The sequence below is a fragment of the Nodularia spumigena CCY9414 genome (assembly GCF_000340565.2).
Classification (GTDB): Bacteria; Cyanobacteriota; Cyanobacteriia; order Cyanobacteriales; family Nostocaceae; genus Nodularia; species Nodularia spumigena.
This window is the reverse complement of record NZ_CP007203.1, coordinates 3,407,220-3,426,773: the sequence shown is the minus strand read 5'-3', so window position 1 is coordinate 3,426,773 and position 19,554 is coordinate 3,407,220. Positions and strand designations below refer to the sequence as shown.

Genomic DNA, 19,554 nt, shown 5'->3' with positions numbered 1-19,554 from the left:
TTTCAGAAGTCGGGGATTTATATCAGAGATATTAATAAGGAGTAGACCAAGAACGGACTTCGCCCAAGGTGACAGGAATAATATCACTCACATCAATTGTAAACCGGAATAGCTTCTTAGCACGACGGCTATTTTCAGGATCAAAGAATTTCAATTTTACATCCCAACAATCGCTATCTAAACGACAGAAAGGACTTTTCTCTACAGTAATACTATCCAGTTCCATACCTGTAGCCACAGCTTCAGCGAAGGTAGAAGCCGCTTGGAAAGCATTGGTAGAAGCAAAATTCAACGCCCGGTCTTGGGAAGTTGTACCCAAGTTACGTAAATCATAATAAATACGGCTGAGGAAACTACCCAAAGTGCGGCGAATAGACTCTTCTTGCGCTTCTGAAGCTTGTGCTTGTACTGTCTGAATAGCAGCCTCAACCAAGGTGTTAACCTTCCAACCGTAAAGCCCCCGTGTGTTGGGAACTTCAATTACAGGCACAACTTGACCAGAAAATAGTTTCACACTGCGTCCTGATAAAACACCAGGAATACTCACTCTTTCTACATAATTCTCGCTGTCTTCTGCTTGAATTTGCCCTGATAATAATTCTTGTAAAATTGCATAGACATCTCTGGCAAAAGCCCCACCTGGTTCAATGGCATAGATAGGAGTTAATTCTAAATTTAATGTCCAAATTAAAGACTTAGCTTCAGAAAGATTATCTCCTAAATAATCTACCATCTGCCGGGCATCATAGGGATTAGCGGGAATTGCTGTTCCGTCTATTGCTACCCCTGGCATTAATTGTTTAAACGAGTCCCGTCTGGCTTCTGAACCAAAATCATAACCCAGTGTTCCTAAAGCATAAGCTAGGTTAAGTTCAGCGAGGTCGCTGGGTGCTTGGCTGGCGGTGATGTAGTTAGATGTGCGGTTTGACATGGTTGTAGGTCTGGAATTTGATAAATTTGCAGTTGTCAAAGGTGCAGAAATTGTCGCGGGAATAGCGGGAACAACTTCAGGTATTTCATCTGGGATAAATTCTTCTGGGTTGGGTTCGGGTTCAGTGATATTTGTGGTATCTGTGCCACCGCAACCACAACCAGCAGCTTCTACGCTGTCAACGGTTTCCACGGTATCTAATTCTTCAGACATTGTTCCTCCTGTGAAATATTGCAATGCACCGGAAATATTTAACTTGCCTAGCAAGCAGCGACTCACATCGTCGGTATCCTTGGTTGTGCAAGGGATAGCGGTTTCTAATAATGCGGTTCTGACCTTAGCGGGATCAGGTTTTTCACCGCGTTGAATTTGCAGACTTAGCAGTAAAGCGGCGACTCCGGAAACAATGGGAGTAGCAAAGCTAGTACCACTGAGTTTTTGTGTCCCTCCTCCCGGTTCTGCACCTAAGATGTTTTCACCGGGTGCAAGAATGCCTTGATTTTGGTAAATTTCCCCCCAGTTGCTAAAGTCAATGGGTTTACCTTGGTCATTCATTGCCCCTACTGCTAATACACTGGGTAAGGAGGCGGGGACGTGCAAACATTCGCAACCATCGTTACCAGCAGCAGCCACAATTAAAACATTGTTATCTTTGCACAGTTGCACAGCTTTATCTAACCAGCCTTCCGCTTCACCATTATCGGTGAGTTGTCCGGCGCTGATGTTGATAATATGCGCCCCGGCATTAACTGCCTGTTCAATGGCGCGAGATAAATCTAGTTGAGAAAGTTTTCTATTATTGTCACCAAAAATAGGGACGATTAAACCGCGACATTGGGGGGCAATTCCTTCTACGGATGATTCCGGTTGACCAAATATAATACTTGCTACAGGGGTTTCCGATACCTGGCACGGCTCTGGTGAGAAACGAGACTTGGATTTTTTGGGGTTGGTGGTTGAACCCTTATCCGAGAGATGAACCCCAGCCAACAGCTTACTACCCCAGTGGCATTGGGTTGGGGTCTTCTCCTTGGGTTTATACTTTTGGCAAAAGCCTTTATACTTCCTGGCACATTCTTCTAAACTGCTTCCTAGCCGCAGAAAAGCCGGATGCCATTGAGTTAAACCATCATCAGTTAAGCGTTCATAACTGCCATAATTACTGAAGTCATAGAAAAAACTCTGGCGCATTTTGGCAGCTTTAGGATTAGCATGAATGTACCGTAAAGTATTTAATGCTCTTTCTCTATCTGAAGAAGGAAACCCATCACAGTAATATCGTTTCTCCCAAAAATGCCCTGTTCTTCTTAACATTCGATTAAAACACATAGCAGTGTACCAATTAAGAAAGTGCATAATTTTAGGTAACTCTTCTGGCTGTTTTGGTTCGATTAAATAATGAACATGATTTGACATAATACACAAAGCATAAAGCTGGAAATTGTATTTGTTCAAAACCTTTTTTATTGCATAAAGAAACACTTCCCGACATTCACGCCGTGATAGTTTAAATTCACGGTTATTGCAACGGATGGTAATGTGATAAGAGTATCCTTCTTTTAAAGTTCGAGGTTTTCTAGGCATAAGGAATTATAAATGATGATATCTGATAGAACTATGGTTAATATAAATCACAATCTCCGTTATATTAACGAACATAAACAAGCCTTTGATATTGAATATTTTTATCCTTTAGATATTTTTGAGAATTTTGCAGAACAAATTGAAGATTGTACAATTGAATGTTCCTGCAAACTGGAACAAGATAAAATCCTGCTTTAGAATTGTTAAGTTATTCTTCGGCTTTGACGTTTTCTTTCAGCAAAAATAAGCCAGAAAAATCTCTTCGTTATCATCCAATTGACCCGAATAACTTTATCTATAATTTAAGAAATGATATGGCAAATCGAGTTCATAATTTTTATATAAATAAACCTGTAAATAATGTAATTGTGGGTTTTCCTGAAAGGGAGTTAATTAATGGAGTAATTAAAAATTTCAGCCTGTATTATCAAATGAGTTAGTATAAAATCCCCAGGATGCGACAGCGCAACCCAACAAAAATAAATAATAAAATAACCGAAATGTTGGGTTTCCTTACGTCAACCCAACCTACACAATTTAAATGACATCCTGTAAATCTTTAAATCCTGGAAATCTTAATTCTGACAATTATCTAGTAAAATTCATGTGAAAATCAACCAACAGCAAAACCTGTATATTGTCTCACCAAAGGTTCATGAAATGCTAAAACAATATCTGCTTTTGGTACTCCTAATTTAACTAACTCATCTGCTATACCAATTTCAGTTCCATCATGTTGTATCCAAATCTTGTTATCTTTAATATCCAAATGCAAAACACAACCATAAGTACGCCTTCTGTTTTTCCACCCAACATACACCAATTGATAATGGTCATGAACCAAATCAGAAATAAATTGTTTTTCAATTTCAGAATTTGCCGAACTTGGTTGAGCATATTCCGTTAACAATTGTTGGATATAACCACGATATTGTTCTAATTTATCCATGTTATAATCACCTCATTTACTGGATCATAAACGATAATTTTCAGTTGAGAACGTTGTAGCACCATCTGAATAAATGGTAAAGTAAAAAAACTTTGATAAGTACCTAAAGGAACAGCCAAATACAAAATTCGTTCTGGTTCTTTTGCTTCAAGAGCAATCTGATAATTGAAACATTGACCAACTGCTGTATGAAATTGAGAAATATTGGATGATCCTACAAAACTCTTAATCTCAACTGCTATCTTATTGTCCTCTCTTTCGGCTGCCAAAATTTGATCTGCACCTAAATCAATGTACATTTCAACACCACCGATTTCAATTTCAAGAGGATCATCCGTTATTACCCAACCCTCTTTTTCTAACCCTATCCTAACAGCATGATGAAAAATATCTTTAGCTGGCATTAACTTTAAAAAATTAGACTTTTTACCCACTAACTATTATAACACTAACAAAACCCATGCCAGACCTTACCGACATCCCCGGAATTTCTCAAATTTGGACACGCACAAAAGGCGACCCCCGGATTAAAATTGCTATCCTTGATGGTGCAGCAGACTTAGAACGCAGTTGTTTTCAAGGCGCGAATTTTAGCCAATTTCAACCCTACTGGTCAGAAGATATTGAACTTAACGAAGAATACTTTTATTATCTCAACTTATCTTTAGAATTTAACCAACAACAAAAAGATAAAAAAGACGACCCAGACCACGATAAAGAAGAGGCGAAAAAAGAACGAGAAGCATTTTTTGCCCCCTTTCCCCCAGCTATTAGACAACGGATAGAATTATCAAGTCATGCTACTCATATTTCTAGCACTATTTTAGGACAACACGGCACACCCGCCCCTGGTATTGCCCCTTTGTGTACAGCATTAAATATTCCCATTTCCTTCGCTGGTGATGATTTTATTTCCCCTATTAACCTCACCCACGCGATTAATACTGCTTTGCAATGGGGAGCAAATATTATCCATATCGCCGCTTGTCACCCCACCCAAACCGGGGTAGCACCAGATTTATTTGCCCGTGCTGTCAAACAATGCCAAGAAAATAATATGTTAATTGTTGCCCCTGGTGGTAATGATAAAGGGGAATGTTGGTGTATTCCCTCTATTCTTCCTGGTGTTATTACCGTTGGTGCAATGCGAGATGATGGTCAACCGTTTAAATTTAGTAATTATGGCGGAGAATATCAAAATAAAGGGGTAATGGCCAACGGTGAAAACATTTTAGGCGCGCAACCGGGAACAGAAGAACCTATCAGAGAAAAAGGGACTAGTTGCGCTGCACCTATTGTTACAGGTATTTCTGCATTGTTGATGAGTATGCAACTGCAACGGGGAGAACAACCCAACGCCGAAGCAGTGCGCCAAGCAATTTTAAATAGTGCTATTCCCTGTAACCCAGAAACAGTGGAAGAACCGGAACGCTGTTTATTAGGTAAGTTTAATATTCCGGGTGCGTTTCAATTATTGACGGGAGAAAGGTTAGAACCTCACCTACAACCCTTATCTCTGGAGGAGAGGGGGGTAAAAATCTCTCGTTCCCATGTTCTACCTGGGAATGCTACATCAGAGGCGCTGCCTCTCACTATACCATCAGGCAGAGCCTTGGAAAAGGCATTCCCAGCCGGAGACTGGGAACGAGAAACTGGTGTGGCAGTTGCTACGATTGAAAGAAAGGAAATTACTGAAGGTGTTACCCCTAGTGCGGCTTCTCAATTGGTTTATGCTTTGGGAACTATTGGTTATGACTTTGGTGATGAAGCCAGAAGGGACTCTTTTAAACAATTAATGCCAGCAGTAAATATTGATGGTGCAATTATCCCTGCTAACCCTTATGATGCCCGTCAAATGGTTGATTATTTGTCCCAAAACCCCAGCGAAGCTAAACCTTTAATTTGGACTCTCAACCAAGAACTGACTCCCATTTATGCTTTAGAACCTGTTAGCGGTTTTGCTGCTGATATCTATGAAACTCTCGTTTTAATGTTAGCGGGACAAATTCAACCAGAAGATAGTGATGATTTTGTAGAAAGGGTGAGTATTCCCGCAAGATTAACAGATAGAACTGTAGAGTTATTTTCTGGTCAAGTTGTGCCTGTAATTACTCTAACTAATACTAGGGGAATGTATGGCTGGAAAGTCAACAGTTTAGTAGATGCAGCTTTGCAAACTGTGATTACGGAAGGCACAGCACCAGCCGAAGAAATGGCAATGCGAAAAGCTTTGAGTAGTTTCTTAAATCGAGTTTACTATGATTTACAAAATTTAGGACAACTTTCTAAAGACCGGGCGTTGAACTTTTCTGTAACTAATGCTTTTCAAGCGGCTTCTAGTTTTTCCCAAGCTATTTCTACAGGGATGCAGCTTGATAGTATTGAAGTAGAAAAAAGTCCTTTCTGTAGAATTAATAGTGATTGTTGGGATGTGAAATTGAAGTTTTTTGATCCAGAAAATGGACGCAGGGCGAGAAGAGTTTTTCTGTTTACTATTGATGTGAGTGATAGAATTCCTGTAACTTTGGGTCAAGTTCGTTCTTGGTCTGTGCGGAAATAATTCTGACTGGTGGTAAAGTTTACCACCGGGTTTGCTCATATGGGAAACGGGACTTGCATTTCTTAGAGGATATTTGAAAAGTCGAAAAGGGTGTAAAAAAGCTCTCTCAGATAAAAGGCACTTGTAGATACTCCAGAATGATTTAGGCATTCTGGAGGTTTTTGCAGTTAAACAGCCGTTAAAGAAGCTTCCAGACGCAGTTGCTCAACAAATTGATGCATATTTCCTGTATTGAGACGATAACTCAGAGGATGACCAATCAAGCGCGCCGTACTTTCATACAAAGTCGTAATTTCCACTAAACCATTTTCGCTCAAAGTCCGCCCCGTAGAAACTATATCGACAATTGCTTCTGACATTCCGGTAATGGGACCTAATTCCACAGAACCATACAAAGGTACAATTTCTATAGGTAGATCCAAACTATGGAAATATTCACGAGCGGAATTGACATACTTAGAAGCAACTCGTCCATGAGGAGGTAAATCTAAAGGTGATTTATAGGCACTAGAAGCTTTTACAGCCACTGACATTCGACAATGACCAAACTGTAAATCAACTAAATGTGCAACTTGCGGCTTTTTCTCCCGCAACACATCGTAACCAATAATTCCCAACTGAGCCTGACCATATTCTACATATACAGGCACATCATGCCCCCGCACCAACAGTCCTTTTGCTTGTCCGCTAGCATCAAGAATTTGCAGTTGGCGAGTTCCTGAATCTAAAAAAGCGCTAAAATCCAATCCTACAGACTTTAACAGGCGGATGCTATTTTTGAGTAGTTCCCCTTTCGGCAACGCAACAGTTAACATTTTCTTTTTGGTAGTTCATTTATTTGAGAATATCTTGATTGCTTACCTCAAGGAGCATGAGAATTTTATTAGTTGATGATGAAGTAGAACTGACGGACCCTTTAAGTCGCGTGTTAAAGCGTGAGGGTTACAGTGTGGATATGGCTTATGATGGTGCGACTGGTAGCGAATTTGCCGCCGGAGGTACTTATGATTTATTGATTTTAGATTGGATGCTACCTGGAAAAACAGGTTTAGAGATTTGTCAGGAATTGCGCCGCCAAGGTAAAGCCACACCCGTACTATTTCTCACAGCAAAAGATACCTTAGATGACCGAGTAGAAGGTTTAGATGCAGGTGCAGATGACTATTTAGTAAAACCCTTTGAACTGCGAGAACTATTAGCGCGAGTTCGGGCTTTATTACGTCGTGCTGGTTCTCCTAGTCATGAAACCACAACCGGACGGCTCACAGTAGCTGATTTAGAACTTGATAGTGAAAACCAAGTAGCCTATCGCCAAGGAAGAATTATTGAATTATCGCAAAAAGAAAGTCAACTGCTACAATATTTTATGGAAAATACGGGACATTTGCTCACTCATGCCCAAATTCTGCAAAATCTTTGGCAGCAAGATCACGAACAACCTAATAGTAATGTCATAGCGGCCTTAATTCGCTTGCTGCGGCGTAAGATTGAGGTAGGCAAAGAAACACCACTAATTCATACTGTTTACGGCAAAGGCTACCGTTTTGGAACTTCTATGGATTAAACGCAGAGGTACGCTAAGGTCAGCGCAAAGGTACGCAGAGTTTTTCTCACTCCTATTCTTTGCGCCTCTGCGCCTCTGCGTGAGATAATAACTCCATAATTTGAATTTGGAGTTTTTCTCGCAGTTGCTGTACTTGTTTGTAGGTTGCTCCACGTCTTTGGACTGGGTTGACTTTTTGTACAGGTTGGATAAAGTATTTTAGGCGAGTTCTCATTGCCCACACTCCCATTGAGGGAAATATGAGCAACATAATCATTAATGGCGATATGGGTAAGAAGGGTAATTTAAATAGTCGTTGCAATTTCTTGAGGTTGACTGTCCAAGGATGTAACGATTCGCTACCAATGCACAAAACTGGAAGAATGGGAATATGATAGCGATCGCTCAGTTGCATAAAACTTACATCAAATTTTTGTAGCTGATAGCGTTGTTTCCAACCTTTAAGGGGTCCACGTAATCCTTCCGGTGCGTATAGGAGAGTTTTACCTTGGGCGATGGCTTTTTCAAAATCACCTTTCTCTGCTCGCACAGCACCTAAAACCTGTGACCATTTAGGTGGTAGCCACCAACTCATCCAAGGATGCTCAAATAGTGTTTCACTGGCTAAAGGTTGCACCTCCCAACCTTGGACTTTACTTAATAAATAACCTAAAGTGATAAAATCCCAAGGAAAACACATCCCTGCATGGTTCATCGCTACAATAACAGGACTTTGTACAGGTAAGTTATGAATCTTTTGTAATTCTGCTCGAAAATAACATTTAACTATGGGAGCAAGAATTTCTTCACGAAAAGCTTTCTGATACTGAGGATTAAATTCATCAACTTCTTGTCTTGGTGAACGACATCCCAGACGCAACCATCGCATTAGCAGTGCTATGTAAAATCCACCAGGAACTAAAAATAATCCATATTCTACCCAATTCCAACCATCAGGATCAGCGTGATAGTGCTGCCAATGGCGGTTAAATAGAACCAGCCAACCAGGAGGATACCACAAACAACACCAGTCAAACCAGCTAAATCTATAACCTTCACCTGATGCTTTTTCCTGTTGAGTTTTGAGCAACTTTTCAGCGTGTTGATAAATCACAGGCATTAAGTAGATGAGACAAAAATTATCTTAGACACATATATTAGCCTTATATATATTGTCGTGATTTGTATCCTACCCTGGGCGTAAAATTCACTACATTTACTTGTCTATGTTTCTTTAGTCGCTGCAAGAGGAAGGTTCGCGTAGCGTTCGCGTAGCGCATACTACACCAGGCACAGAGGACACAGAGGAAAGAATGTAGAGACTTTCCATGGAACGTCTCTACAACGGTTCTGTGATAACGCATATTTTATTTTCACCAGATGTCTATTAGGTGGTTGAGTGTTTTTTTATTTGGAAGTCCGGTACGTTAAATATCACTGATAAGTAAAACTAACTATATGTATAATTTTTACTGATATTAATTTACTTGCTAAACATTTGTAAACTAGTGTAAAGTAATTTCATAGACAGAAACGCAAACGCATCTGTTACATACATACATAAACAACCGCAATCATAAAAACATGACTACAACCTTACAACAGCGCCAAAGCGCCAACGTATGGGATCGCTTCTGCGAATGGATTACCAGCACCGATAACCGGATTTACATCGGTTGGTTCGGCGTTCTGATGATCCCAACCCTACTAGCTGCTACCACCTGCTTCATCATCGCATTCGTAGCTGCTCCTCCAGTAGACATCGACGGTATCCGCGAACCCGTAGCTGGTTCCTTGATTTACGGAAACAACATCATCTCCGGTGCAGTTGTTCCTTCCTCCAACGCTATCGGCTTGCACTTCTACCCAATCTGGGAAGCAGCTTCCTTAGATGAGTGGTTGTACAACGGCGGTCCTTACCAATTGGTAATTTTCCACTTCTTGATCGGTTGCGCTTGCTACCTAGGTCGTCAGTGGGAACTATCTTACCGCTTGGGTATGCGTCCTTGGATCTGTGTAGCTTACTCTGCGCCTTTGGCTTCTGCTACAGCAGTATTCTTAATCTACCCCATCGGACAAGGTTCATTCTCTGACGGTATGCCTTTGGGTATCTCTGGAACCTTCAACTTCATGATTGTGTTCCAAGCAGAACACAACATCTTGATGCACCCCTTCCATATGTTGGGAGTAGCTGGTGTATTCGGTGGTTCATTATTCTCCGCAATGCACGGTTCCTTGGTGACATCTTCCTTGGTACGTGAAACAACCGAAACCGAGTCTCAAAACTACGGTTACAAGTTCGGACAAGAAGAAGAAACCTACAACATCGTAGCTGCTCACGGTTACTTTGGTCGGTTAATCTTCCAATACGCTTCCTTCAACAACAGCCGTTCACTTCACTTCTTCCTAGCTGCTTGGCCTGTAATCGGTATCTGGTTTACCGCTTTGGGTGTCAGCACAATGGCGTTCAACTTGAACGGTTTCAACTTCAACCAATCAGTAATTGATTCTCAAGGTCGGGTTATTGCTACCTGGGCTGATGTAATCAACCGCGCTAACTTGGGTATGGAAGTAATGCACGAGCGCAACGCTCACAACTTCCCCCTAGACTTGGCTGCTGCTGATGTTGCTCCTGTTGCTTTAACAGCACCTGCTATCAACGGTTAATTGACTGAGACATAGACAATAACTTCTCTGCGAATTCAAAGCGCTCTTCCAAACGGGAGGGCGCTTTTGATTTTGGGGGTTTAGTTACAACCCAACTGAGAACAATACTTTCGCCCATGCTGATTACTATTACGCCATGCAAAAAGGTCGTATTGTCGCCTCTGCTTCCACCCACGAACTTACCCAAGATGTGATTCAGAAGTTTTTGGCTGTTTAATTTTGGGGATTTTGAGATTATGATGATTTTTGAGTTGATGATAAATTTTCCAACGCACTATTTGCCACTTTTATAGTTGCTTGTGCTGCTGCTTTTTTGCGTTCACTGTAACGGTCTGTGAGATAATCAACTTGTTCACGCAATAGAAGTGTAAATTTATAGAGTTCTTCCATCACATCAACCACGCGATCGCGGTAAGGTGAATCCTTCATCGTACCATCTTCGTTAAACTCTTGATAAGCTTTTGCCACCGAAGACTGATTGGGAATTGTAAACATTCGCATCCACCGTCCCAAAATTCGCAGCGTATTCACAGTATTAAAAGACTGAGAACCACCGCTTACTTGCATAATTGCTAAAGTTCTTCCCTGAGTTGGTCTAACTGCGCCTAAACTCAGAGGAATCCAGTCAAGTTGATTCTTCATAATACCAGTAATATTGCCGTGCATCTCAGGACAAGACCAAACTTGACCCTCAGACCACATACTCAATTCTCGTAATTCCTGTACTTTAGGATGAGTATCCGGTACAGTACCATAAATCGGTAATTCACGAGGATCAAAAAATTTTACCTCTGCACCAAATTCTGTAATAATTCTGGCTGCTTCTTCTGCTAACAAGCGACTATAAGAACGCTCTCGCAAAGAACCATATAAAAATAATATTCTCGGTGGATGATTAAAATTCGTCATGAAAACAGTAATTACTTCTGATGATAATTAAGGTGTGTAGGTCAGGGCTTTAGCCCTTTAAAAGTTTGCAAACAGAGCAATAAATCGCTGACTACGAGCCTACAAACTACGAATACAACGTGGATCTAGTAAAGTTGCTTTTTGCGGTTCCCTGGGAAACCAAGCAGCCGTGCGCTTACAAACTTCCACTAACATTAACATGACTGGAACTTCAATTAACACCCCAACAACTGTAGCCAGTGCCGCACCAGAATTTAAACCGAACAACATGACAGCCGTAGCAATGGCCACCTCAAAGTGATTACTAGCTCCAATTAACGCTGCGGGTGCGGCATCTTCATAAGATATATTCAACTTTAATGCTGCCACATAACTAATCAAAAAAATGAAATTAGTTTGAATAAATAGCGGTACAGCAATCAATAAAATGTGTAAGGGATTATTAACAATAACTTCACCCTTAAACGCAAATAACAAAACTAAAGTAATTAACAGAGCAGTAATCGAAACTGGAGTGAGATACTTTAAAAAACGCCTTTCAAACCATTCTCTACCTTTGTGTTGAAAAATCCAGTAACGGCTGTACATTCCTGCTAGTAACGGCAAACCAACATAAATGATCACCGATAAAACTATAGTTTGCCAAGGCACTATTAAATCATTGGCTGCTAATAACCATCTGCCCAAAGGTGCATACAAAAACAGCATTAGCAGAGAATTAACTGCCACCATTACCAAAGTGTGTCCTTGATTGCCGTAGGACAGATATCCCCACATCAACACCATTGCAGTACAAGGAGCAATTCCTAATAAAATTGCCCCAGCAATGTAGGAATTTGCTATTTCTACTTCGTTACCACGAATTAATTCTGTACCTGTCATGAATGGACGAAATAACCAACCCAAGAAAAACTGAGCAAATACCACCATCGTGAATGGTTTAATTAACCAGTTTACCGCCAAGGTGAGAATTACGGGTTTGGGGGCGCGGAAAGCATTCACAGCTTGGGTAAAGTCAATTTTTACCATGATGGGGTACATCATGAAGAATAGACAGATTGCAATGGGAATTGACACTTGATAAATACTCATTGCATCCAGCGCCACCGCTACCCCAGGAAATAATCTTCCTAGTGCAATTCCCGCCAAGATGCACAAAAATACCCAAACGGTGAGGTATTTCTCAAAAAAACTGAGATTACTCCCGGCTTGTACAGGGGCTTGATTGCTTTGTTGATTTGTATTCATCGAATTACCTTGAATTGGGGACTGGGGACTGGGGATTGGGGATTGGGAATTGGTGATTGGGGATTGGGAAGAGAAGTTTTTCCCCCTGCTCCCTGCACCCAGCACCCTGCTCCCTGCTCCCCTGCTCCCTGCTCCCCTGCTTCTTCTATTCTCCACCTTCGGCTTTCCATAGAATTGCTTTACTGGGTTTAGGATCAGGTAGCTTTATAGTAACTAGTCCGGCTGCTAGTACTAGGAACATGGATGTCCACAAACAACCTACTAAGTCGAAATATTGAAAAACTAATCCTGATAGGACTGTGCCGGCTAATCTTCCACCGGAGTTAGCCATGTAGTAGAAGCCGACGTTCAGGGCTACTTTATCGTCATCGGTGAAGGCTAACACTAGGTAGGAATGCACTGCGGAATTGAAGGCAAAGACTACACCAAATACTAGGAGTCCGCCAATAATTGCTATATTACCGGGTACACCTAATTGTAGAGCTAAGGCGATCGCACCAGGAACAGCTGTGAGGGTAAATGTCCAAAACTGGATGGTTTTTGATTGGGGTGGTTGACCAGAACCAAATTTCTGGATAAGTACTGGGGCTAGAAACTGAATAACACCATAGCCAATTACCCAACAAGCCAAAAATCCACCAACTTGATAGAATGACCAGCCTAAAGTCCCCCGCAAGAAAACCGGCAACCCGACCACAAACCAGACATCTCGTGAACCAAAGAGAAAAAATCGCGCCGCCGAGAGAATATTAATTTCTTTACTCTTAGAAAAGAGTTGCTTAAACTTGACCTTTGCTTTGATTTTGCCCAAACCTTTAGGCAACATCAACCCAGTGAACATAATCAAGAACAATCCCCCAGCCATAATTAACAGGGAATTGGTAAAGCCAACAGAAGCTAAGAGGACACTACCAACAAAGAAGCCAATTCCTTTCAGGGCGTTTTTAGAACCAGTTAGTACTGCTACCCATTTAAATAAAGATGATTGATCTTCTTGGGGTACAACCAAGCGAATAGCGCTCTTAGAACTCATTTTAGTTAAATCTTTGGCAACCCCAGAAAATGCCTGAGCCACCATCACATAACCCACTGCAAGCCACTCTACCCAATCTGGATTGAGCCATGACAGCATTACCATTGAGAAAACTTGTAGCCCGATACCAGCATAAAGCGTGATCTTTAGACCCAATTGAGAACCAATCCAACCGCCTAAAAAGTTAGTAACAACGCCAAAGATTTCATAGAACAGAAATAAAGAAGCGATTTGTAATGGTGTGTAGCCAATACTGTCAAAATACAGCAGTACCAACATTCGCAAAGCACCATCAGTAATAGTAAAACCCCAATAGGCAAGGGTAACAAGAACATAATTCTTGACATTAGCGCGAGAAGCTGTAGAAGTCATAGTTTAGAGTGCTGAGTGCTAATACCATTTCTTGGTGACGAACCGCGCCAAACTTCTTCCTTCTTCCTTCTTTCTTTGTGTACTTTGCGCCCTTTGCGGTTCGTTCCTCATTTCACAAACAAAAACAATACCTAAAAACTCAATGCAACCTTACGAGCCAGTTCAACCATGCGATTCGCATAACCCCATTCATTGTCATACCAAGCCAGGATTTTGACTTGAGTTTCATTCACCACCATTGTGGAGAGAGCATCAATAATCGAAGAACGAGGATCATCTTTGTAATCAATAGATACTAAAGGACGCTCTTCATAACCCAAAATATCTTTAAGTGGTGCTTGTTCAGATGCTGCTTTCAACAAACTATTAACTTCATCTACTGTGGTTGGTCGCACAACTTCAAACACACAGTCTGTTAAAGAAGCATTCAGTAATGGCACTCTCACAGCTAAACCGTTGAGCTTACCGTTAAGTTCAGGATAAATCAAACCAATTGCGGTTGCTGATCCTGTAGTTGTGGGAATCAGAGATAAACTCGTAGCCCGCGCCCGACGCAAATCTTTATGAGGTGCATCAACAATAGTTTGAGTATTGGTATTGTCATGGATGGTAGTAATAATTCCATGCTTAATCCCCAAACCTTCATGAATTACCTTGACTACTGGGGCTAAACAGTTAGTAGTACAGGAAGCAGCAGTCAGCAGATGATGTTTTTCCGGCTGATAAAGGTGGTCATTCACCCCCATGACAATATTTAAAGCTTCTTCCTTAACTGGCGCAGCGACAATTACCTTTTGTACCCCTCTTTTAAAATAGGGGTCAAGAGTCGCAGGTGTGCGGAATTTACCAGAGCATTCCAGCACCAAATCAACACCCAACTCATCCCAAGGAACTTCGCCTGGTTTGGCATAATCACTAAAGCTCAGAGGTTTACCGTCAATTAAGACACGTTCCCCTTCCGCTTCTACTTCTGGTGTCCAACGTCCGTGGACAGAATCAAACTTCAGCAAGTGTGCGGCCGTTACAGCCCCACCTTTAATTTCATTGATATGAACAAATTCTAATTCTGGCCAACCCCACGCAGCCCGCAGAGCCAACCGTCCAATTCTACCGAATCCGTTGATTCCTACACGAATTTTCATATTTTTCCTATTTATCTAACCATCTGCAGTAAGCGGTTTTTTCCCAATGACCAATGACAAATGACCAATGACCAATGACTAATGACTAATGACCAATGACCAATGACCAATGACTAAAACTTGGCTTGTTTCCGTAGCAACTCACCAATGGTTAGGTTTAACTGCGCTTCCCCTTCAAATACTGTTCCGACTTTGCCTTTATTGAAGTTGACATAATCGATGTTATATGCTTCATCTGGCAAAGGTGCATAACCTACAGAAATTGCTGTCTGTGGTGCATTCTTTAAGTAAAATTCCAAAAAGTCTTTTACTGCTGGTTTCTTTTGTGCCAACTCAAAATTAGCGTAGATAAATAAAGGACGAGACAATGGTTGATATTGAGATTTTTCTACTGTTTCTCTGGATGGTAAAACAGCACCTTGACCACTATCTACTGCTAAGGCTTTTAACTTATCTTGGTTTTGTTCGTAATAAGCATAGCCAAAATAACCGAGGGCATTTGGGTCGTTATTAATACCTGCAACCAAGGTTTCATCATCTTCGCTGGCTGTGTAATCTTTGCGGCTAGCTCTGGCTTTACCGACAATTGCTTCTGTGAAATAATCAAAAGTACCAGACTGCTCACCAGCACCATATAAATTTAAGGGACGATTTGGCCAAGATGCACGGACTTGATTCCAACGGGTGATTTTACCTTCTGCCGCAGGTTCCCAAATCTTTTTCAGTTCTGCTATTGTAATATCTTTTGCCCAGTCGTTTTGCGGATGGACAGCCACAGTTAGGGCATCATAGGCTACTGGTAATTCAAAGTACCTTACGCCATTTTTGTCACAAGCTACCATTTCTGGTTGCAAAATTGGTCGAGAAGCGTTGCTAATATCTGTTTCGCCAGCACAGAATTTTTCAAACCCCCCGCCAGTACCGGAGAAGTTGACTGTGATTTGTGCTTTATTTTGTTGTTTTGTTTGTTGAAATGCTTCGGCGATCGCCACTGTAATCGGATAAACTGTACTAGAACCGTCAATCCTAATCTGCGATACTTTTGTGGAATCACTCACTTGAGCCACATTTGCTGACTGGGGAGTTTTACTAGATGTATTGGATGATGTCGCACAACTGGTAGACACAACCAACACACCCAGAGCGAGAGCCAATTTGTTTGCGGTTGCTTTCATTGACTTCACCTCTAGGGGTGATATTACAGGTTATGTTTATATCATTTCAAAAAAAATTGATATGTCAACCCCTGTAAAGTCAATGTATACAAACATTCATCAATAAAACTTGATATATCAGGAAAAGTTATCACAACAACGCGCCGGAGATATTTGCCCTAATCGGCTATACTCGGCTAAATATGCTTCTAAGATGCTAAATTGCGGCAAATTTAAACTGTAATAAATCCAGCGTCCTTCGTGACGGGCGTTAACTAAGCGGGCTTCTTTGAGAGTTTTGAGGTGAAAAGATAACTTGGACTGACTCACCCCCAAAGCATCGCACAAATCACACACACATTGTTCTTGCTTTCGTAACAGTTCCAATACGCCAATTCTGATGGGGTCAGAAAGTGCATGAAAGCCAGCAGCAATTAAATGAGAATTGGTAGCAGAGGGGGTAGGTATCAGCGACATTTTTTCCGGATATAATTCTATCTGCTATATAAAACCTAGACAAAACTAGACTTTACTTTCTACTTCAACGGGAGCATGGGAGCAGTTATCCCTCAGTAGACTTTCACGCCTTAGCCAGACGCGATTGTGTTCCAATTAAGTTTCTGAAAAAGACTACCACCATCATTGCTTGGTTTTCGCGTCGGCAATAGTCTCAATTCAATACTTGATATCACCGTATTATATATCAAGTAGTTGATTTTTTCCTAAAATATATATTGATTTTTGTCAATATAAGTATAGTTTTGTCTACGAAATTGTCAACTTAGGACTTGCTCTATTGTGAAGCAGAAACGACAGCTTCGGGTTGATAGCGGATTCCAGCTTGTTTAAATCTATGCAGAACTTCGCCCAAGCGATCGCAATCTGCAATTAAACTTATCCGTACATAGCCCTCACCTGCAACCCCAAAGGCATTACCAGGGGTGACAACAACGCCAGTTTGCTGCAAGACATCCAAGGCGAAATCTGTAGAACCCATACCCACGGGACATTTCACCCACAGATACATAGTGGCGTTGGTTTTGGGAATATCCCAACCCAATTTTCCTAAACCCTCTATGAGAAAATCTCGGCGGGTACGGTAGCGCTGTTGGACTTCATGCAAATACACATCTGGTAATTGCAAAGCTGTTTCGGCTGCGGTTTGCAAAGCTGCAAAAATGCCATAATCCAAATTGGTTTTGAGAGTTCGCAAACCTTGAATCACATGGCGGTTCCCCACCACAAAACCCACACGCCAACCAGCCATATTGTAGGTTTTGGATAAGGTGTGAAACTCTACGCCAATTTCTTTCGCACCGGGAATTTCTAACAAGCTGGTGGGTTGATAACCATCAAAGGCTAATTCGGCGTAACATAAATCATGCACTAGCAGAATTTCGTATTTCCGCGCAAAAGCTACGATGTCTTCAAAAAATTCACGAGGTGCGGTGGCAGCAGTAGGATTACTGGGATAATTAAAGTAAAGAATTTTGGCTTGTTCTGCAACTGCATCGGGAATAGCTGCTAAATCAATTAACCAGTTATTTTCCGGTTTAAGAATTAAGCTGTGAATTTTTCCCCCAGCAATTAACGGCCCGCGAAAATGGGCGGGATAGGCGGGAGAAGGAACCAGAACTACATCACCAGGATTAATATAGGCGATCGCTAAATGAGTTAATCCTTCTTTAGAACCCAGTAACGGTAAAGCTTCACTATCAGGATCAAGTATGACATTATAACGGCGATTGTACCAATTAGTGATGGCACGGCGAAAACTAGCAGTTCCTTCAAAAGGCGGATAACCGTGATTTGCGGGATTTTGTAAAGCCGCCATTGCAGCTTCTACTACAGGCTGTGGTGTCGCCCCATCCGGGTTTCCCATGCCCAAATCAATTAAATCTAGCCCTTGTTCTCGCGCCTTCGCCTTCAATTCGTCCAAACGGGCAAAAACATAAGGCGGTAGCTGTTGTATGCGTTCTGCGGGGGTAATCCAATTCAAGTTCATTCTGAAACCTCTTCACTCATTCCCCTAGTGGAAACACGATTTATCACATCTCTACTATCCGTTGGTGCAGTTGTAGAAACCATCGCTGCCATTAACTGTTCTAGTGCAACTTTAAACGGTAGTCGATGGATATCTGATTTAGGTTCTAAAGCAATTTCGGCGGCTGTTTGTAACTCTTGTAATGTAATGTTACCTAAACCTAAATCACTTAAATTCTTTGGTAGTCCAATCTCTGCATAGAACTTTAATAATTGTTGCCGTGCCGATGCCGCTAGTTGATTGCTTTGTAACATTTCTTCTAAGCGCAGTTGCACCAAAATACCGTATGCAACTTTTTCACCATGTATGCTGCTGTGTCCGGAAATGTGAGTTAAACCATTATGTACCGCATGGGCGGCAACTGTGCGACACTGCGCCCCACCCATGCCGCCAATTACCCCAGCCAGTAACACGGTAGCATCTACGACTTCTTGCCAAACCTCACTTCCTGGTTCTTTCAGGGCTGTAGCTGACTTTTGCAATAATATATCTCGTAGAACTCGCGCCTGTTGCACTGCGGAGATAATTAAGGTTTGTTGAGAATTACCACTACTCACTGATGCTTCATACCATTTTGCGATCGCATCCCCAATTCCGGCAACTAATGTCCGTTGTGGTGCTGTTTGAATTAAATCATAGTCAAGGATTAATAAGTCAGGACAGCGAGACAGCGCCACATCGTAGAGAAAAGCCCCCGACTCAGAATATACGTTAGAAAGGGCAGTCCAAGCCGCACAGGTAGCTGCTGAGGTGGGAATTGTCACCACTGGTAAATGCAATTGATCAGCGACTAATTTAGCTGTATCCAAGGCTTTACCGCCACCGATACCAATAATTACATCGGCTTGATGTTCCTGGGCTGTTTTCTTTAAAGCTTTTAAACTAGCTTCACAGCAATCTACACCATAGGAGGACTGAGCGGTGTTTCCTTTGGTTAAAATTGCTTGTAAATTGTTTTGAGCGATCTCTTGGGTCGAATTCCCGGCAATAATTAATGGACGAGTCCCTAAGCGGGTAATTTCTGCTGATGCTGTCTGCAACACTCCAGAACCACGAATGATTTTTCCTGGAGCAACCGTCAGCGTCAAGAATGAGCTAGGGGTTTGAGTAGACACAGTTTGAGTAGAAAGTTGATTGGGCATATAATTCTAGTTTGCCAAAATATTGATATTTCTTAATAAAATTTTAGACTTATGTCCAGGAATTTTCGTTTCTCTTGGCTCTAATCATGCCCATTCGTCTCAAATTCTGAACTACAAATTTTTCAATCCTGAGAATTTATACTTTTTATTTGATGGTGGTTATGTAGAATTTAGAAGAAAACTAACCACAGAGGACACTGAGTACACTGAGTCATGAGAGTTTGAGAGGCTTCGCCGTGAGCGTCAGCCGTTAGCGAAGCTTCCCGAAGGGTACGG

18 protein-coding genes are annotated in these 19,554 nt (G+C 41.6%); 5 read left to right on the top strand and 13 right to left on the bottom strand.

Going from position 1 to position 19,554, the window contains the following annotated elements:
- Positions 1 to 31: 31 nt before the first annotated feature.
- The gene (locus tag NSP_RS14900) at positions 32 to 2,515 is read right to left on the bottom strand and encodes a PatA/PatG family cyanobactin maturation protease (protein ID WP_071839314.1); all 2,484 of its coding nucleotides are present in this window, start codon (positions 2,513 to 2,515) and stop codon (positions 32 to 34) included.
- Positions 2,516 to 2,548: 33 nt separating this feature from the next.
- Here NSP_RS14900 and NSP_RS26005 point away from each other — a divergent pair, with 33 nt between their 5' ends.
- The gene (locus NSP_RS26005; protein ID WP_017804192.1) at positions 2,549 to 2,713 is read left to right on the top strand and encodes a DUF5838 family protein; all 165 of its coding nucleotides are present in this window, start codon (positions 2,549 to 2,551) and stop codon (positions 2,711 to 2,713) included.
- A 2-nt stretch (positions 2,714 to 2,715) separates the two neighbouring features.
- Positions 2,716 to 2,955: a DUF5838 family protein gene (locus NSP_RS27530; protein WP_373567424.1), complete on the top strand. Its 240-nt coding sequence runs from the start codon at positions 2,716 to 2,718 to the stop codon at positions 2,953 to 2,955.
- Positions 2,956 to 3,128: 173 nt separating this feature from the next.
- Here NSP_RS27530 and NSP_RS14890 read toward each other — a convergent pair whose 3' ends face one another.
- Positions 3,129 to 3,464, bottom strand: a complete 336-nt coding sequence (locus NSP_RS14890) for a XisI protein (protein ID WP_006198018.1) — start codon at positions 3,462 to 3,464, stop codon at positions 3,129 to 3,131.
- Positions 3,452 to 3,868, bottom strand: coding sequence for a XisH family protein (locus NSP_RS14885; RefSeq protein ID WP_042202725.1), 417 nt, complete (start codon positions 3,866 to 3,868; stop codon positions 3,452 to 3,454). The genes NSP_RS14890 and NSP_RS14885 overlap by 13 nt, the downstream gene beginning before the upstream one ends.
- A 56-nt stretch (positions 3,869 to 3,924) precedes the next feature.
- On the opposite strand from NSP_RS14885, the gene NSP_RS14880 reads away from it, so the two are divergent.
- On the top strand, positions 3,925 to 6,024 hold the full coding sequence (locus tag NSP_RS14880) for a S8 family peptidase (RefSeq protein ID WP_006198016.1): 2,100 nt from the start codon (positions 3,925 to 3,927) through the stop codon (positions 6,022 to 6,024).
- A 167-nt stretch (positions 6,025 to 6,191) separates the two neighbouring features.
- On the opposite strand, the gene hisG is transcribed toward NSP_RS14880, so the two are convergent.
- On the bottom strand, positions 6,192 to 6,839 hold the full coding sequence (gene hisG, locus NSP_RS14875) for an ATP phosphoribosyltransferase (RefSeq protein ID WP_006198015.1): 648 nt from the start codon (positions 6,837 to 6,839) through the stop codon (positions 6,192 to 6,194).
- A 56-nt stretch (positions 6,840 to 6,895) separates the two neighbouring features.
- On the opposite strand from hisG, the gene rppA reads away from it, so the two are divergent.
- Positions 6,896 to 7,588, top strand: coding sequence for a two-component system response regulator RppA (gene rppA / locus NSP_RS14870; RefSeq protein WP_006198014.1), 693 nt, complete (start codon positions 6,896 to 6,898; stop codon positions 7,586 to 7,588).
- A 52-nt stretch (positions 7,589 to 7,640) separates the two neighbouring features.
- On the opposite strand, the gene NSP_RS14865 is transcribed toward rppA, so the two are convergent.
- Positions 7,641 to 8,687: a 1-acyl-sn-glycerol-3-phosphate acyltransferase gene (locus NSP_RS14865; protein WP_006198013.1), complete on the bottom strand. Its 1,047-nt coding sequence runs from the start codon at positions 8,685 to 8,687 to the stop codon at positions 7,641 to 7,643.
- 464 nt (positions 8,688 to 9,151) lie between these two features.
- Between NSP_RS14865 and psbA the strand changes: the two genes are divergently transcribed.
- A complete protein-coding gene (psbA, locus tag NSP_RS14860; RefSeq protein WP_006196269.1) occupies positions 9,152 to 10,234 on the top strand; it encodes a photosystem II q(b) protein in 1,083 nt (360 codons plus the stop codon).
- A gap of 234 nt (positions 10,235 to 10,468) precedes the next feature.
- On the opposite strand, the gene arsH is transcribed toward psbA, so the two are convergent.
- The 8 genes from arsH to NSP_RS14820 form a co-directional block, all read right to left on the bottom strand.
- The gene (gene arsH / locus NSP_RS14855; protein WP_006198012.1) at positions 10,469 to 11,143 is read right to left on the bottom strand and encodes an arsenical resistance protein ArsH; all 675 of its coding nucleotides are present in this window, start codon (positions 11,141 to 11,143) and stop codon (positions 10,469 to 10,471) included.
- A gap of 99 nt (positions 11,144 to 11,242) precedes the next feature.
- Positions 11,243 to 12,391, bottom strand: a complete 1,149-nt coding sequence (arsB, locus tag NSP_RS14850) for an ACR3 family arsenite efflux transporter (protein ID WP_006198011.1) — start codon at positions 12,389 to 12,391, stop codon at positions 11,243 to 11,245.
- A 145-nt stretch (positions 12,392 to 12,536) separates the two neighbouring features.
- Positions 12,537 to 13,796 carry an organoarsenical effux MFS transporter ArsJ gene (arsJ, locus tag NSP_RS14845; RefSeq protein ID WP_006198009.1) on the bottom strand — a complete coding sequence of 420 codons (1,260 nt, stop codon included), beginning with the start codon at positions 13,794 to 13,796 and terminating at the stop codon, positions 12,537 to 12,539.
- Positions 13,797 to 13,927: 131 nt separating this feature from the next.
- Positions 13,928 to 14,938 (bottom strand): ArsJ-associated glyceraldehyde-3-phosphate dehydrogenase, encoded by a 1,011-nt coding sequence (locus NSP_RS14840; RefSeq protein WP_006198008.1) that lies wholly within the window; start codon positions 14,936 to 14,938, stop codon positions 13,928 to 13,930.
- Positions 14,939 to 15,051: 113 nt separating this feature from the next.
- The gene (locus tag NSP_RS14835; protein WP_006198007.1) at positions 15,052 to 16,113 is read right to left on the bottom strand and encodes a PstS family phosphate ABC transporter substrate-binding protein; all 1,062 of its coding nucleotides are present in this window, start codon (positions 16,111 to 16,113) and stop codon (positions 15,052 to 15,054) included.
- A 117-nt stretch (positions 16,114 to 16,230) separates the two neighbouring features.
- A complete protein-coding gene (locus NSP_RS14830; protein ID WP_006198006.1) occupies positions 16,231 to 16,569 on the bottom strand; it encodes an ArsR/SmtB family transcription factor in 339 nt (112 codons plus the stop codon).
- A gap of 316 nt (positions 16,570 to 16,885) precedes the next feature.
- On the bottom strand, positions 16,886 to 18,097 hold the full coding sequence (locus tag NSP_RS14825) for an aspartate aminotransferase (RefSeq protein ID WP_006198005.1): 1,212 nt from the start codon (positions 18,095 to 18,097) through the stop codon (positions 16,886 to 16,888).
- Entirely contained in the window at positions 18,094 to 19,278 is a 1,185-nt protein-coding gene (locus NSP_RS14820) for an iron-containing alcohol dehydrogenase family protein (RefSeq protein WP_006198004.1), read from the bottom strand. The genes NSP_RS14825 and NSP_RS14820 overlap by 4 nt, the downstream gene beginning before the upstream one ends.
- Positions 19,279 to 19,554 lie beyond the last annotated feature (276 nt).

What these genes read in the sequence shown, in the direction of transcription:
- hisG (WP_006198015.1), bottom strand. Translation starts at nt 6,839, where the DNA reads ATGTTAACTGTTGCGTTGCCGAAAGGGGAACTACTCAAAAATAGCATC.
- rppA (WP_006198014.1), top strand. Translation starts at nt 6,896, where the DNA reads ATGAGAATTTTATTAGTTGATGATGAAGTAGAACTGACGGACCCTTTA.
- NSP_RS14880 (WP_006198016.1), top strand. Translation starts at nt 3,925, where the DNA reads ATGCCAGACCTTACCGACATCCCCGGAATTTCTCAAATTTGGACACGC.
- NSP_RS14825 (WP_006198005.1), bottom strand. Translation starts at nt 18,097, where the DNA reads ATGAACTTGAATTGGATTACCCCCGCAGAACGCATACAACAGCTACCG.
- NSP_RS14830 (WP_006198006.1), bottom strand. Translation starts at nt 16,569, where the DNA reads ATGTCGCTGATACCTACCCCCTCTGCTACCAATTCTCATTTAATTGCT.
- NSP_RS14885 (WP_042202725.1), bottom strand. Translation starts at nt 3,868, where the DNA reads ATGCCAGCTAAAGATATTTTTCATCATGCTGTTAGGATAGGGTTAGAA.
- NSP_RS26005 (WP_017804192.1), top strand. Translation starts at nt 2,549, where the DNA reads ATGGTTAATATAAATCACAATCTCCGTTATATTAACGAACATAAACAA.
- NSP_RS14820 (WP_006198004.1), bottom strand. Translation starts at nt 19,278, where the DNA reads ATGCCCAATCAACTTTCTACTCAAACTGTGTCTACTCAAACCCCTAGC.
- psbA (WP_006196269.1), top strand. Translation starts at nt 9,152, where the DNA reads ATGACTACAACCTTACAACAGCGCCAAAGCGCCAACGTATGGGATCGC.
- arsJ (WP_006198009.1), bottom strand. Translation starts at nt 13,796, where the DNA reads ATGACTTCTACAGCTTCTCGCGCTAATGTCAAGAATTATGTTCTTGTT.
- arsB (WP_006198011.1), bottom strand. Translation starts at nt 12,391, where the DNA reads ATGAATACAAATCAACAAAGCAATCAAGCCCCTGTACAAGCCGGGAGT.
- NSP_RS14835 (WP_006198007.1), bottom strand. Translation starts at nt 16,113, where the DNA reads ATGAAAGCAACCGCAAACAAATTGGCTCTCGCTCTGGGTGTGTTGGTT.
- NSP_RS14865 (WP_006198013.1), bottom strand. Translation starts at nt 8,687, where the DNA reads ATGCCTGTGATTTATCAACACGCTGAAAAGTTGCTCAAAACTCAACAG.
- NSP_RS14900 (WP_071839314.1), bottom strand. Translation starts at nt 2,515, where the DNA reads ATGCCTAGAAAACCTCGAACTTTAAAAGAAGGATACTCTTATCACATT.
- arsH (WP_006198012.1), bottom strand. Translation starts at nt 11,143, where the DNA reads ATGACGAATTTTAATCATCCACCGAGAATATTATTTTTATATGGTTCT.
- NSP_RS14890 (WP_006198018.1), bottom strand. Translation starts at nt 3,464, where the DNA reads ATGGATAAATTAGAACAATATCGTGGTTATATCCAACAATTGTTAACG.
- NSP_RS14840 (WP_006198008.1), bottom strand. Translation starts at nt 14,938, where the DNA reads ATGAAAATTCGTGTAGGAATCAACGGATTCGGTAGAATTGGACGGTTG.